Genomic DNA, 13800 nt, shown 5'->3' on the forward strand with positions numbered 1-13800 from the left:
TCCTCTCGGAGGTGGTGTTCCAGGGTGCGTCCGAGGCAACGCCCGCCCGCTCGACGTCCGCTGGTCGTGTTCGCGGACCGGACAACGGCCCTGGTCTGCGAGGATCGTCCGGGTGACGAGCGTGGCGGAGACGAGCCGAGCCTCCCGTCCTGGCGTCCGGACCCTGCTGACGGGCCGGCACAGCCGGTGGACCGCGCCGCTCGTGATCTGGCTCGGCTCCCGGGTCGTCAGCACCGCGCTGCTCGTGACGATGTTCGTCGTCGCGACCGCGAACGGCTGGGACTTCGCGTCGTACCGCCGCGACCCGTCCTTCTTCACGTTCTCCGGCTCGTGGGATGCGTCCTTCTACCGGACCATCGCCGAGCACGGGTACCCGCGGACGCTGCCGACGGACGGAGGCGGCCACGTCCTGCCGAACCCGTGGGCGTTCCTGCCGGTGTTCCCGGCCCTCGTCCGCGCGGTGATGACGGTGACCGGTGGGTCGTTCTGGGTCGCCGGTGTCGTCGTCGCGAGCCTCGCCGGAGCGGGGGCCTGCGTGCTGCTGTACCGCCTGGTGCTCGCCGTCGGGAGCTCGCACCAGGCCCGCTGGGCGACGGCGCTGTTCGCGTTCGGGCCGACGGGGTTCCTGCTGCAGGTCGCCTACGCGGAGAGCACGGTCCTGCTCCTGCTGTTCGGCGGGCTGCTCGCGCTGGTACGCCGGCGGTACTGGCTCGTCGCGGTGCTCGGGACGGTGGCGGCGTTCACGAAGCCCGGGGTCCTCGCGCTGGCGGTCGCGCTCGCGGTGCACCTCGTCGTGCGGTGGATCGGCTGGGCGCGCTCCGGTCGGGAGCCCGGGGGCTTCCCCTGGCGTGACCGGGTGGCGATCGTCGTCGCGGGACTCGTCGTCGCTGCCGCCGGACTCGCGTGGCCGGTGGTCGCCGGGGCGGTGACCGGCCGGCCGGACGCCTACCTGGCGACGGAGCTGTCGTGGTGGGTGGGGTTCGTCGGGCGGCAGCACTTCGCGCCGCTGACGCCGTGGTTCGTGATGGCGGGACGGTGGCTCGGGCCGCTCGGCATCGTGCTCGTCGTGGCGGTGCTAGCCGGGGCGCTCTGGTTCTCCCGGCGCCGGGACGTCCGGGCACTCGGGCCGGAGGTCGTCGGGTTCACCGCCGCGTACGCGCTCTACCTCGTCGCGGTGTTCCTGCCGCAGCAGAGCCTGCCGCGGTTGCTCATGCCGATGGCGCCGCTGTTCGGGTCGGACGTGTTCGTGCGGACGCGGCGGCGGGCGGTGACGTGGTTGCTCATCGGGGTGGGGCTGCAGCCGGTGGCCGTCGTGCTGCTCTGGTTCCTCGGGTACCCCTGAGCGGCGGAGTGCGATCCGCGTCGCGCGGCGCCGCCGGTGCTAGGCGTCGAACGTGTGGAACCAGGCGGTACCGCCCGGGTGCTGCACCGTGATCATCTCGTCGAGGTCGCGGTAGGGGCCGTCCTGGTTGTGGCTGGCCGACTTGATGCGGATCGTGCCGTCGGGCTCGGTGAAGACCTCGGACACGATGGTGGTGTGGTCCGGGGAGTCGTTGTGGTTCCAGTCGAAGAAGACGATGTCGCCGACTTTGACCTTGTCCCGTTCGTCGAGGGAGCGCCGGGTGAGGCCGAAGGTCGCCGCGTTGGCGTCGAGCCACGGGTCCATCGTCGGGCAGTAGGTCCACGTGGCCGAGTGCGCGGCGCCACCCGAGCGGTTGTACCAGTCGTCGCGCTGCTTCCAGCCCCGGGCGATCAGCGTCTGGTTGACGTAGTTCGCGCAGTCGCCACCGATCGGGTTCATGGTGCCGTACTCGGCGAGGTTGTAGTCCTTCCAGTGCCGCATCGCGTACTCGAGCTGCCGGTCGACCGCCGTGAGCGTCGCGTACGCCAGGGTCGTCGTCGCGAGGGCGGCGGACGCGGCGGGCAGTGCCGGGGCGGGGGCTGTGGTCGCGGCGGCGTCGCTCTGGGTCGCGCCGCTCTGCCCGTCGTTCGCGGCGCTGCCGTTTCCGTCGGAGCTCTGGTTCGCCGAGGGCACCGGGGCGATCGCGTCGGCGAAGAGCGCGACGTCGGCGTCCCCGGCCGTGTACATCGCCTGGTGCGGGGCCGTGAACGTGACCTTCGTGGCGGTGGCCTTGACGTCGCGGGCAGGGACACCGCCGACGGTGACCCCGCGGACCGCGGCGAGACCGGCGCCGGTCACCGTGACCGTGACGCCGCCGGCGAGCGGGACCTGCGCGGGCGTGAGGGCCTTCGCGGTGGCTGTGTCGGAGCTCCCCGCGGAGCTGGAGCCAGCAGTCGAGCCGGAGCCCGGAGCCGCACTGGAACCCGCCGCCGCACTCGACCCACCGGCCGCGGACGACGACGCGCCGGAGCCCTTCGGGCCGTCCGACGAGCAGGCCGCAGCGACGAAGCCGACGCCGGCGACGCCCACGAGGGACAGGAGGGAGCGGCGCGTGAACGAGGAAGTCATGACCCCGTCAGCGTACGGGACGCCCTCCGACACACGCCGGGACGCGCGGAGCTCAGGCGTGCACGCCCTCGTCGGCACCGGACCGGGCCACGTCGCCGGTGACGTTCACCATCCAGGTCACGCCGAACCGGTCGGTCAGCATGCCGAACTCGTCGCCCCACGGTGCGACGGTCAGCGGCTCGATGACCGTGCCGCCCTCGGACAGCGCGGCGAAGAACCGGCGCAGGTCCTCGGCGTCGTCCCCGGAGACCGACAGCGAGATGTTGCTCGTCGACGAGCGCTCCATGCCGTTCGGGGTGTCGGACCCCATGAGGAGGAACCCGTTCGGCGCCACGAGCTGGGCGTGCATGATCTTGTCGGCCTCGTCCGGGTCGTCGGACGCGTGCATCTCGCCGAAGGTCCCGAGGGTGAGTTCGCCACCGAACACCGACTGGTAGAACTCCATCGCCTGGCGGGCGTCGTCACGGAAACCCAGGTACGGGGTCAGGTGCGAGGTCATGGTGGGACTCCTGTGTCCGCCCGGGCGACGCTGCCCGGTGCTCAGCGCCATCGTGGCACCGGCGGACGTCGTGCGCAACGATGGTTCCGCTGCGACACGACCGGCGTTCAGGAGCAGGAGACGTCGCGGTCGATCGTCGTCGAGCCGTAGGGGGCCTCGATCTGGGTCATCGCGATCGTGCCGCCGGACAGGGGCGTGCCGGAGCAGGCCTGTCGCGCCTTCGTGATCGTGCTCTTGCCGAGGGCGATCCAGTTCGACCGGCCGTACAGCGTGCTGCTCGACGACACCGTCCCCGCGATCGTCTTCCACTGCGACTGGTTCGAGTAGATGCCGATGGTCCGCACGCCACCGGCCTTGAGCCCGGCGATCATGCCCTCCATCGCGGCGCGGTTCTGCGAGGTGGCGCTCTGGTACGACAGCCCGGTCTCGACGTCGAGCCACCACCGGTAGGCGGACGGCCGTGCGATCCCGCGGGCCGTCACGTCGTCGTACCCGCGGGCGTACCCGTACATGAACGAGCACGCCAGGGTGAGCTGCTTCGCCCCGCCCTTCGTGGAGCAGCGACCGAACCGGTTGGCGGGCGCCGTGCCCTTGTAGGTGTTCGACTTCGGCCAGACCGAGGCCTGCAGCCCCGGGTTGGCGAAGAGCACGTAGAGCTGCGTCTTGGGCTGCGCCGAGCCGCCGACGGACGACGCCGCCCAGCCCAGTTGCTCGGCCAGGCACGGGTTCGTCGTGTTGCCGAGCGAGCCGTTGACGCCGACGATCGCGAAGGCCTGGCCCGTGGGCACCGACTTGCCGCACTGCGGCCAGGAGACGTCCACCCCGGTCGGGGTCACGGCGGCCGAGGCCGCTCCGCTCGGACCGGCGACGACGATCCCCGCCGAGACGACGACGGCGGCCGCGACGGTGGCGACGAGACGACTGAGACGGATCATGTTCTCCCCTTGGACAGGACCCCGGTGCGGGTCGAGCGCACCCGGTGGGCGCCCCAGGAGTCTAGGAGACCGGCCCGCCCAGGCACAGGACCAGGAACGGGTTGTGGAAAACCGGCCCGGACAGCAGAACGGCCCGGAACCGTGGGGTTCCGGGCCGTCCTGTCACGTGGTGGAGCTAAGGGGATTCGAACCCCTGACCTTCTCATTGCGAACGAGACGCGCTACCAACTGCGCCATAGCCCCAAGTGCTCGACCACACTAGCACCGTCCCGGAGCGGAACCGAAATCGGTCAGCGGTGGTCGGGCGTGCCGTCCGTCAGACCGCGCGACGGCGCCGCATGATCGCGTCGAGGTCGGCCTGTTCGTAGGCGTCGTCCCCGATGACCCCCATGCCGGCCCACCGGCTCGGCGGGGTCGGAGCGGCGGGTTCGGCCGGGTCGGAGGTCGCCCGCAGCCCGAGCCGCTCCGCGAGCGTGCCCTGGTCGTGCGCGGACAGCGCCGTGGCTGCCTCGTCGACGTCGGGCCGCATCCGCGACACGGTGGCGAGCGACGGGTCCGCCTGCCCGGCGCGGATCGCCGCGGACTCGGCGTCCGCCTCGGCCTTGGCGGCAGCGACGCGCTCCTTCAACCGGGCAGCGAGCTCGGCCGACGACTCGGGCGCAGCGGCGGGAGCGGCAGGCCGCTCCACGTAGAGGGGCTTCGGCACGCGCGCGGGCGTCCAGCTGCGGTCGGCCTCGGAGGGCTCGGCGACGGTCTCCGTCCGGAGCGGCGGTGCCGGGTCCGTCCACGCGCTGGCCGGCCTGGAGGCTCGGGTGGCGTCCGGCGTCGACGCCGCGGCACGGGTCTTCCGCGCCTGGGCCACCTGGTGCAGCTGGGCGAGGACGGCTGCGGAGCCACCGGCGGCGACGATGCCGGCGACGGCGACGAGCCAGGCCGAGGGGACCGCGACGAGGACGACGAGCGCCACGACGAGGCCGAGGGTGCCGAGCAGGGTCGCACCGAGTCGGGAGCGACGCATGCGCATGGCGGTGAGTGCTGGCACGGAGGACGCCTTCTCGAGCGCAGGGGCCTGTTCGGCCAGTCGACGGGTGATCTCACGCTGCCGTGCGGCCTCGTGCGCGCGGACGATCGCGGAACGCTTGGCCTCTTCGGACCTGGCGACCTTCTGCGCCTCGGCCAGGGACTTCGCGTTCATCTCGATGCGCACCTCGTCCGGCAGCTCGGCGGTCTGCGCCAGGATGCGGAGGGTCTGCTGCAGTCGGATGGCGTTCCGCTCGGTGGCGAGGTACTCACGCCGAGCGGCCCAGGACGGCATCAGGTACACGAGCCACAGCACCGCCGCGACCAGCAGGACGATGCCGCCGCCCCATGACCCGAATCCCATGGGGGAAGGCTAGGGGTGGCCGTTCACTGCACCCGTGATTGGGGGACGTGTGTTGCGCGAGTCGCGAGCAGATCCACGGGAGGCGGGGCGAGCCTCCCGGCTGGACCCACGCGCCACGGGGCGGACGTCAGTGGTACCGGCGTCCCGTGTCGATCGGGGCCGCGGCCTCGTCGCGGGCGGCGAGCGGGACGCTGCCGACGCCGGGCGGGACACGACCGCCGACCCAGCGCTCGAGGACGCCCTCGCGGACCTCTTCCGCGACCAGGGCGAAGCAGAAGTGGTCGCGCCAGTCCCCGTTGATGTGGATGTAACGGCGACGGAGTCCCTCGTACCGGAACCCGAGCTTCTCGACGACGCGGAGCGACGGGGCGTTCTCCGGGCGGATGCAGATCTCGAGGCGGTGGATGCCGACGTTGCGGAAGCAGTGGTCGGTGGCCAGCGCGACGGCGATCGGCGTGACGTTGTGGCCGGCTGCGCCCTCGACGACCCAGTAGCCGATGGACGCACTGGCGAGTGAGCCGTAGCTGACGCCTGAGACGTTCAGCTGGCCGACGAAGCGGCCGTCGAGCTCCATCGCGAAGGGCAGTCCCAGCCCCGCGCGGGCGTTGGCCTGGAGCGCACGGATGCTGCCGCGGACGTCGGTGGAGACGTGGCCGGACGGGTTGGTCGCCTCCCAGGTGCTGAGCCAGGAGCGGTTCGTCGCGAGGGCCACGTCGAGGTCACGCGAGTCGCGGAGCCGGAGGGGGCGGATGGTGACCCGTCCGTGGGACAGGGTCGGGATGGTCGTCATCGGGCGGTTCCTCCGGTGCCCCGGCGGTCACCGGGACGGGTGTCCCGAGCGGGTCCGGGTGCACCGGACCCGCTCGGGATGGGTCGACTCATTCGCCCGCGTTGAACTCCTTGAGCCACGACTTGAGGTCGGGGCCGAGGTCCGCGCGGTCCGAGGCGAGCTGCACGATCGCCTTGATGTAGTCGAGTTTGTCACCCGTGTCGTACCGGCGTCCACGGAACACGACGCCGTACACGCCGCCGGTCCACTCCTCGGCGCTCGCCATCTTCATGAGCGCGTCGGTGAGCTGGATCTCGCCGCCCTTGCCCGGCTCCTGCTTCTCGAGGACGTCGAAGACCTCGGGACGGATGACGTAGCGGCCGATGATGGCCAGGTTCGAGGGCGCCTCGCCCTGCGCCGGCTTCTCGACGAGGCCGGTGATCTTCACGACGTCCTCGGTGTCGGTCGGCTCGACCGTGGCGATGCCGTAGAGGTGCGTCTGCGACTCCGGGACCTCGAGGAGTGCCACGACGGTGGCGTTCTTCTGGCCCTGGACCTCGATCATGCGCTTGAGCAGCGGGTCACGGGCGTCGATGATGTCGTCGCCGAGGAGGACGGCGAAGGGTTCGCGACCGACGTGCATCTTGGCGCGGAGCACCGCGTGGCCGAGGCCGAGCGGGTCGCCCTGTCGGACGTAGTGCATGTCGGCGAGGTCCGTCGACTGGTTCACCTTCTGGAGCTTCTCGTGGTCGCCCTTCTTGCGGAGGGTCTCCTCGAGCTCCGACACGTGGTCGAAGTGGTTCTCGAGCGCGTTCTTGTTGCGCCCGGTGATCATCAGCACGTCGGTGAGACCGGCGTCGACTGCCTCTTCCACCACGTACTGGATGGCTGGCTTGTCGACGACGGGGAGCATCTCCTTCGGCATCGCCTTGGTCGCGGGGAGGAAGCGAGTGCCCAGCCCTGCAGCTGGGATCACCGCCTTGGAAATCTGGAAGCCCATGTCCCTGACCGTATCCGATGGGGGTTGCGGGGTCATGTCGCCGGAACGGAGGACACGGGCTTTGCGCGGAGGTCTGGCGGGTTCCCGCACCGGCCCGCTCGCATCGCGGTCGTTAGACTCCTGCGCATGATCCCCGATCTCGGCAACGAGAAGCGCGCGTTGCGGGCCGAGCTCCGGCAGCGGCGACGCACCAGGACCACCACCGAGCGGGAGACCGACACCGCAGCACTCACCGCGATCCTGCAGCGGTTCGCCGAGGAGCGGCAGGTCCGGTCCGTCGCGCTCTACCTGTCGGCGTCGGACGAACCGAACGTCCGGCCGTTCCTGAACTGGGCGTTCGAGCACGACATCCGGGTGCTCCTCCCCGTCACCCGCGAGGACGGCCTGCTCGACTGGGCGGTCGGCGACGGGTCCTCCGAGACCGAGGGGCTGTTCGGCATGCCGGAGGTCGTCGGCGAGGTGCTCTCCCCGCTCGCGATCAACGACGTCGACGCCATCCTCACGCCGGCCGCGGCGGTCGGGCACGACGGCGTCCGGATGGGGTGGGGCCGCGGCTACTACGACAAGACCCTCGGGTCCATGGCGAACCGCCCGCCCGTCTATGCTGTGATCTTCGACGCGGAGTACCTCGACGAGGTCCCGCGCGAACCCCACGACGAACCCGTCGACGGCATCATCACGCCGTCACGCATCATCACGTTCCGGAGTTAGACGTGCCCACCTACTCGTACCGCTGCACCGAGTGCGGCACCGCGTTCGACATCAAGCAGTCCTTCTCCGACGCCACGCTCACCGAGTGCCCCACGTGCGGCGGTGTGCTCCGCAAGGTGTTCTCCCCCGTGGGTGTGACGTTCAACGGTGGCGGCTTCTACCGGACCGACTCGCGGCCGACGCCGAAGGGCGAGGGGCCGTCGGGGTCGGGCTCGTCGGGGTCGTCCGACGCCAAGCCGGCCGCCGCGAAGTCCGACACGAAGTCGTCGTCGGGGTCCGGCTCTGGCTCGTCGGGGTCGTCGTCGTCGTCCGGTTCGTCGTCGTCCGGGTCGTCGTCCTCGTCCGGATCGTCCTCGTCGTCGTCCGGGTCGTCCGGGTCCTGACCCGCGTTGCTCCTCGCCGATAGGTTGGGGTGTCGCCGACCGGCGGCCGTCCTCGACCCGGAAGGAGACCCACGTGAAGGGCTTCAAGGAGTTCCTGCTCCGCGGAAACGTGATCGACCTGGCCGTCGCCGTCGTGATCGGTGCCGCGTTCACCGCCATCGTCACCACCATCGTCAACGCCCTGATCAACCCGCTGATCGGTGCGGTGTTCAACGCCTCGAGCCTGGACAAGGCCCTCGTGTGGACGATCCCGACCGTCTCCGGCGGTGACGCGAAGATCCTCTTCGGCGCGATCATCGGCGCCGTGATCAACTTCCTCATCGTGGCGGGGGTCGTCTACTTCGCCCTCGTCGTCCCCGTGAACCACCTCAAGAAGGTCGCGTTCGAGCGGGTCAAGAACGACACCGAGCAGACGCCGCAGGACGTCCCGCCGACCGACGTCGAGGTGCTGCTCGAGATCCGCGACCTGCTCCGCTCCCAGAACGGCGAGCCGACGGCCACGGGTTCGGGCGCCCACGTCGCCCCGAGCACCGCACCCCAGGGCCCCGGCATCGGCGGCTCCACGAAGCTGTAGCCCGGCGGCTGGCGCTGGGTCCCCGGCGCCGATCGACATCGCACAACCGAGACCGGCCCGCGCCACGGATTCCGTGGTGCGAGCCGGTTTCCGTTGTGCGGCGACGACGCGAACCACGGCGGGGCGCGAGCGCGGGGCCGGGCACCCGGCGCCGCGCGCCCGGCACACGGCACCCGGCAGCCGGCGACGAGCTACGCGGCGAGCGAGCGGGTCCGGCGGCGCTTCGCGACCAGGGCCATGACGTACTGGGTACCGGCGATGACGTGCCCGGCGGTGCCGAGCCACACGAAGACGAGCGCCGTGATGCGGATCCAGGAGTGCTCGGACGCCCACGACGTCGACGAGAACAGCAGCACGGGCAGCCCCACGAAGAGCAGCGCGGACCGGATCTTGCCCGTCCAGGACACGTCGAGGTCGGGGTCCCCGTTGAACCACACGCTCGACAGCAGTGCGAGCACGGCGTCGACGACCACGATCACCACGACGACGATCCACGGCAGCAGCCCGACGAGCACGAGCGACAGCACGATCGCGATGATGGCCAACCGATCCGCGACGGGGTCGAGGGCCTTGCCGAGCTTCGACGTCTGGTCGAACTTCCGCGCGATGAAGCCGTCGGCCCAGTCGGAGACGCCGAGCACCACCAGGGAGACGAGCGCCCACCCGGGGTGGTCCTGGACGACCAGGGTCACGAAGACGGGGATGAGCAGGAACCGCAGGAGCGTGATGAGGTTCGGCCAGGTCTGCCAGTCGGGGCGGGTCCGCTGTGCGGCGTCGGTCATCGGGTGCTTTCGATCGGGTTCTGAGATCTCCAGCGTACCCATCACCAGTGGGGAGGCCGGTCCCCCAGCAGCCGGGCGTCGTTCTCCCCGGCGTCGTACCGCTCCGGCTCCGGTGCGGGAGCCGGGTCGGAACCCGGCACCGGCTGGGTGGTGACGCGTCTGCTCGGCCGAGCCGAGCCTCCCGGCTGGTCGGTGGTGACCACAGGGCGCACGGGAGGCTCGACCACCGTCGCGTCGTCGGCTCGCGTCCACGACCCGACCAGGTGGTCCGTGTCGGGCGTGACCGGACCGGTGGGCCGGGAGGCCCGCCTGCTCATCGGCGGGCGGGGCCCGTCGTGGGCACGCGGGGATTGGAGTCCTGCGTGCTCATCGGCGGGCGGGGATCGGGGGGATGGAGATCTCCTGTGTCGCGCCGCGGTCGACGCCGAGCACGGCCGCGACGGTGTTCGCCACGCGGTCCGGGTCGGAGAACAGCTGGAACGCGTGCACGCGCACGTAGTGCCAGCCGAGTCGGCGGAGCACCTCGGGCCGGAGCCGCAGCGACTCGCGGAGGGACCCCTTGACCAGCGAGGCGTCGGTCTCGATCGTGACGCAGACCCCGCCGTGCGCGGCGACCAGGCCGAGCTTGCCGCGGTGTCCGAGGGCGACCGGGATGCCGCGCATCTCGAGTCGGCGTGCCAGGTCGACGAGCAGCGGGTCGGAGTCGTCCGGCACGTACTCGGCGGTGGTGCGGGCGCGGACCTCGGCCAGGATCTCGGCGAGGGCGACGGTGCCGTGGCCCATGCGCTCGGCCTCGATGTCGGACGGCTGGAAGCACGTGACGATCACCATGGAACGGCGGGCACGGGTCATCGCGACCGCGAGCAGACGCTCGCCGCCGGGCTTGCCGAGCGGACCGAAGTCGCGGAGGACCCGGCCGTGCGGCGTGCGGCCGTAGCCGATGGAGAACACGACGCGGTCGCGGCTCTGGGCCACGGACTGCTCGAGCGTGGCGACGATGAACGGCTCGGCGCGGTCGCCGATGACGAACTCGGTCAGGTCCTTGTGTCCCTGTGCCGCGGTGAGCACGGCCTGCTCGACGCGCACGGCGTGCTTCGCCGACGCGGTGATGACCATGAGCGACTCGGTCGGACGGGTGCGGGCGTGGTCGATGACGAGCCGGACCACGCGGTCCACCTCGGCGTCGACGCTTTCCACGGCACCGGACTCGGGGTCGGGTACGGCCTTGCCGTCGCTGACGTAGTCGAGCGCGATGGACCCGTGCCCGAGGAACGAGCCAGCCCAGGGCAGCGACTCGATCCGGCCGCCGTAGAAGCGACGGTTGACGAGCTCGGCCAGGTCCTCGCCGCCGGCGCGGTACGACCGCGTGAGCGAGAGGGTGGGCAGGAGCGTCGAGAGCTTCGCGAGCGCGGAGTCCGCGTGCAGGGCGTCGAGCGTGGCCTCGTCCACCTGGAGTGCGCGGTGCGCTGGGTCCACGGCGATGCGGAACGGCGACGGCGTCTGCGTGACCGGGTCGCCGAAGACGACGGTCTGGCGGGCGCGGCGGACGGCGTCGACCGTCTCGGCGATGGTCACGGCACCGGCGTCGACCAGGATCACCGTGTCGAACGGCATCGTGTCGGCGATCTGCGGGACCTCGTACGGGGACGCGAGCCAAACCGGCGCGATCGACCGGGACAGGTGCGGGGCCGAGTCCTGCAGGAGCCGCGAGGTGATCGCGCCGTCCTTGAGCTGGGACTTCAGCGCTGCCGCTTCCTCCGGCCAGTCGACGAGACCGACCTTCCAGTTCTCGGCGAGCTGCCACGCGAGGCCCTGTGAGACACCGGCGGCGTGCGCGTCGTCGACGAGGCGGAAGTCGGCCTCGACGCGGTCGAGCATGTCGGTGTTCGCGCCGAGCAGTGCCCGGTCGGACTCGAGCATGGTCTCGAGGGCGGACTGCCACCACGCGAGCTCGAGCTCAGCGGGCACCTGGGTGTCCGGCACGTGGCGGTTCGCGAGGTCGGTGATGAGGGGCTCGAGCTGCAGGTCGCGCAGGGTCTGCATGAGCTCGGTGCGCTCCTGCAGGTTGTGCAGGACGTCGGACTCCTCGGCGAGGGTCCCGATGTACGGCAGGAGCTGGTCGACGGGCACGTTCGCGAGCTGCTCGTCGCGGCTGGTGCGGCCGAGGGGCTCGTCCAGGCGCGCGAGGTCCTCGGTGACGTTCGAGTAGAGCACCTGCACGTCGGCGATGCCCGTGGGCACCTCGGGGGCCACACCGGCGGCGACGTAGCGCTGCCAGAGGACGCGCTGCTGCTGCACGCGGGTCAGGGCCTCGTGCAGGTCGGACACGTGGACGCCCGGTCGGACGTACTCGCGCGCGAGCTTCTTGAGGCGACGACGGTTGGTGCTCGACATCGGGGCGCCCTCGCCGCGCGGGGCGGTGGCGGCCACGAGCTCGGACACGGAGCGGTCGAACACGACGGGCAGGAAGCGGTCGAGCGTGTCGCGGATCTCGGTGAGCAGGCGGAGGTAGATGCCGAGCTCGTTGATCGTCGTGAACTGGCGCATCCGCGTCGTCGCGATGAGCTCGTGCGCCCGCTGGAGCAGGGTCGGCAGGGACCCGCCGTGCAGCTCCTTGGCGATCCGGTGCGCACGCTGGGCGCCGTCGCTCGAGGAGAACTTCGCGCCGTACCAGGGCGAATCGTCCGGGCCGTAGCGGAACTCGCCGAGGTTCGCGGCGCTGACCATCGTCTCCGCGACGCGGGACCGGCCGGTGACCATGGCGCTGACGGACTGCTTCGAGAGCCGGGCGGTCGTCGACGGCGGCACGGGCAGGAGCGAGAGCCGCGACAGCTCGACGAGGCAGTCGAGCACGCTGACGCCGAAGTCGACATCGGTGCGGGAGAGTGCGCCGCGGTAGTCGGTGAGGACCTTGCGGAGCCGGACGAGGGCGTCGTCGACCTCGCGGAGGTTCGGCCTGGTGGCCTTCTCGTTGCGGGCGATCGCGCGGACGACGTCACGGCGCAGGGTCGCGGGGGTGACCGCGACGCCGGGCAGCTGGACCTCGCCGAAGCGGGCGGCGATCCCGCGGAGGGTCGCGCGGCGCGGGCTGACCACGAGGACGCGCTTGTTCGCGGCGACGAGGCCGCCGAGCGCGTTCACGATGGTCTGCGTGCCGCCGGTGCCGGGCAGGGTCTTCACGACGATGGAGTTGCCGGCCGTGATCTGCGCGATCACGTTCTCCTGCTCGTCGTCGGCGTCGAGGAGGAGCGTGTCCGTGTCGGGGCTGCGCTCGTCCGACGGGGTCTGCTCGACCGGGTGGTACGACTGCTCGACCTGCCACTTGGCGCTCGGGTTGCCGGCGAGGGCGTCGAGCACCGGGTGGGACAGGTCCTCGGTGTCCTCGACCAGGCCGACCGCGACCTCGGCGAACGTCGACACGACGAGCCGGGCGTGGACGGAGAAGCCGGGGATGTGCGCCGTGAGCCCGCGGAGGCGGTCGATCACGGGGTTCGGGGTGAAGGAGCCGTCCTGCTGCGCGAGCGCGACGAACGACTGGGCGTCGAGCGTCACGCCGAACTGCTCGCGGAGGGCGTCGGCGAGCGCCGGGTTCAGCACGGGTTCGCCGAGCAGGCGGACCTCGAAGTCGCGGCCGTGGCGGCGGATGGCCAGCGGACGCAGGAGCACCGGGCCGCGGAACTGCTCGTCGCCGTGCTTCCAGTCGGCCATGCCGATGCCGAGGTTCACGGCGTCGATGCCGCGGACGGTGGCGAGCTCGGTGCCCTTGGCCTCGACGTGCCCGGCGGCGATGCGGGCTGCGCGGAGGGCGACCTCGTCGCGGATCAGGCTCGAGAGCAGGGTGGTCTTGCCGGTGATGAACTGCGCGAGGCCACCGGGGTGGGTGGTCGAGAGCTCGATCCTGGCGCGGGGGTGGTCCGCGAAGTGCACGAGGGGGCTGGTGCCGCCGACGCCCGCGAGCTGCTCACGCCAGGCGTCCCAGACCGGCTCGGCGGCGTTCGTCGCTGTGAGCCGCGGGTCGCCGAGGGAGATGGCGTGCGGGCTCGTCACCTGGAGTTCGGGCTGGAGGGACCGGCCCAGGTCGTCGCCGTCGTGCTCGGTGTCTGCGCCGGTGGTGGCGTCCGGAGTGCTCGTCGTGTCGTCCTGATCGTCGCGGTGGTCGTCGTTCGCCTGGCCCCCGGGCGCGTCGGAACCCGTGGCGGGGACGTCGTTCACGTCGTCCTCGCCGTCGGTCACCCTGTCCGCACGCCACACAACGCCCACTGTAAGCGGAACCGCGGCACCACTCCGGCAATG

Annotated in this window: 12 protein-coding genes and 1 tRNA gene; 4 read left to right on the plus strand and 9 right to left on the minus strand. The window is 71.6% G+C overall.

Annotated elements, in window-relative coordinates:
- The first annotated feature begins 112 nt into the window (after positions 1 to 112).
- On the plus strand, positions 113 to 1342 hold the full coding sequence (locus tag BIU98_RS05825) for a hypothetical protein (RefSeq protein WP_175481298.1): 1230 nt from the start codon (positions 113 to 115) through the stop codon (positions 1340 to 1342).
- Positions 1343 to 1381: 39 nt separating this feature from the next.
- On the opposite strand, the gene BIU98_RS05830 is transcribed toward BIU98_RS05825, so the two are convergent.
- From BIU98_RS05830 to galU, 7 genes are all read right to left on the minus strand, one after another.
- A complete protein-coding gene (locus BIU98_RS05830; RefSeq protein ID WP_139200582.1) occupies positions 1382 to 2470 on the minus strand; it encodes an amidase domain-containing protein in 1089 nt (362 codons plus the stop codon).
- Positions 2471 to 2522: 52 nt separating this feature from the next.
- Positions 2523 to 2969: a VOC family protein gene (locus BIU98_RS05835; protein WP_071273149.1), complete on the minus strand. Its 447-nt coding sequence runs from the start codon at positions 2967 to 2969 to the stop codon at positions 2523 to 2525.
- A gap of 107 nt (positions 2970 to 3076) precedes the next feature.
- Positions 3077 to 3904: a hypothetical protein gene (locus tag BIU98_RS19305; RefSeq protein WP_071273152.1), complete on the minus strand. Its 828-nt coding sequence runs from the start codon at positions 3902 to 3904 to the stop codon at positions 3077 to 3079.
- Between the two features lie 167 nt (positions 3905 to 4071).
- Positions 4072 to 4147 (minus strand) — tRNA-Ala (locus BIU98_RS05845).
- Positions 4148 to 4220: 73 nt separating this feature from the next.
- Positions 4221 to 5288, minus strand: coding sequence for a hypothetical protein (locus BIU98_RS05850; RefSeq protein WP_071273155.1), 1068 nt, complete (start codon positions 5286 to 5288; stop codon positions 4221 to 4223).
- A 127-nt stretch (positions 5289 to 5415) separates the two neighbouring features.
- On the minus strand, positions 5416 to 6078 hold the full coding sequence (locus tag BIU98_RS05855; RefSeq protein WP_071273158.1) for a GNAT family N-acetyltransferase: 663 nt from the start codon (positions 6076 to 6078) through the stop codon (positions 5416 to 5418).
- A gap of 88 nt (positions 6079 to 6166) precedes the next feature.
- Positions 6167 to 7057, minus strand: coding sequence for a UTP--glucose-1-phosphate uridylyltransferase GalU (gene galU, locus BIU98_RS05860; RefSeq protein ID WP_071273161.1), 891 nt, complete (start codon positions 7055 to 7057; stop codon positions 6167 to 6169).
- Positions 7058 to 7183: 126 nt separating this feature from the next.
- On the opposite strand from galU, the gene BIU98_RS05865 reads away from it, so the two are divergent.
- The 3 genes from BIU98_RS05865 to mscL all read left to right on the plus strand — a co-directional run bounded on the left by BIU98_RS05865 (position 7184) and on the right by mscL (position 8725).
- Positions 7184 to 7768 carry a 5-formyltetrahydrofolate cyclo-ligase gene (locus tag BIU98_RS05865; protein ID WP_071273164.1) on the plus strand — a complete coding sequence of 195 codons (585 nt, stop codon included), beginning with the start codon at positions 7184 to 7186 and terminating at the stop codon, positions 7766 to 7768.
- A 2-nt stretch (positions 7769 to 7770) separates the two neighbouring features.
- The gene (locus BIU98_RS05870) at positions 7771 to 8151 is read left to right on the plus strand and encodes an FmdB family zinc ribbon protein (RefSeq protein WP_071273167.1); all 381 of its coding nucleotides are present in this window, start codon (positions 7771 to 7773) and stop codon (positions 8149 to 8151) included.
- 73 nt (positions 8152 to 8224) lie between these two features.
- Positions 8225 to 8725 carry a large conductance mechanosensitive channel protein MscL gene (gene mscL, locus BIU98_RS05875; protein WP_071273170.1) on the plus strand — a complete coding sequence of 167 codons (501 nt, stop codon included), beginning with the start codon at positions 8225 to 8227 and terminating at the stop codon, positions 8723 to 8725.
- Positions 8726 to 8916: 191 nt separating this feature from the next.
- Here mscL and BIU98_RS05880 read toward each other — a convergent pair whose 3' ends face one another.
- Both BIU98_RS05880 and BIU98_RS05890 read right to left on the minus strand, forming a co-directional pair.
- Complete coding sequence (locus BIU98_RS05880) at positions 8917 to 9507, minus strand: CDP-alcohol phosphatidyltransferase family protein (RefSeq protein ID WP_071273173.1); 591 nt, start codon at positions 9505 to 9507, stop codon at positions 8917 to 8919.
- 366 nt (positions 9508 to 9873) lie between these two features.
- Entirely contained in the window at positions 9874 to 13758 is a 3885-nt protein-coding gene (locus BIU98_RS05890) for an AAA family ATPase (RefSeq protein ID WP_254787802.1), read from the minus strand.
- Between the last annotated feature and the right edge of the window lie 42 nt (positions 13759 to 13800).

The organism is Curtobacterium sp. MMLR14_010 (genome assembly GCF_001865015.1).
GTDB lineage: Bacteria > Actinomycetota > Actinomycetes > Actinomycetales > Microbacteriaceae > Curtobacterium.

Excerpts from the sequence above, each read along its gene's own strand:
- BIU98_RS05835 (WP_071273149.1), bottom strand. The coding sequence starts at position 2,969 with ATGACCTCGCACCTGACCCCGTACCTGGGTTTCCGTGACGACGCCCGC.
- BIU98_RS05865 (WP_071273164.1), top strand. The coding sequence starts at position 7,184 with ATGATCCCCGATCTCGGCAACGAGAAGCGCGCGTTGCGGGCCGAGCTC.
- BIU98_RS05880 (WP_071273173.1), bottom strand. The coding sequence starts at position 9,507 with ATGACCGACGCCGCACAGCGGACCCGCCCCGACTGGCAGACCTGGCCG.
- BIU98_RS19305 (WP_071273152.1), bottom strand. The coding sequence starts at position 3,904 with ATGATCCGTCTCAGTCGTCTCGTCGCCACCGTCGCGGCCGCCGTCGTC.
- galU (WP_071273161.1), bottom strand. The coding sequence starts at position 7,057 with ATGGGCTTCCAGATTTCCAAGGCGGTGATCCCAGCTGCAGGGCTGGGC.
- BIU98_RS05830 (WP_139200582.1), bottom strand. The coding sequence starts at position 2,470 with ATGACTTCCTCGTTCACGCGCCGCTCCCTCCTGTCCCTCGTGGGCGTC.
- BIU98_RS05850 (WP_071273155.1), bottom strand. The coding sequence starts at position 5,288 with ATGGGATTCGGGTCATGGGGCGGCGGCATCGTCCTGCTGGTCGCGGCG.
- BIU98_RS05855 (WP_071273158.1), bottom strand. The coding sequence starts at position 6,078 with ATGACGACCATCCCGACCCTGTCCCACGGACGGGTCACCATCCGCCCC.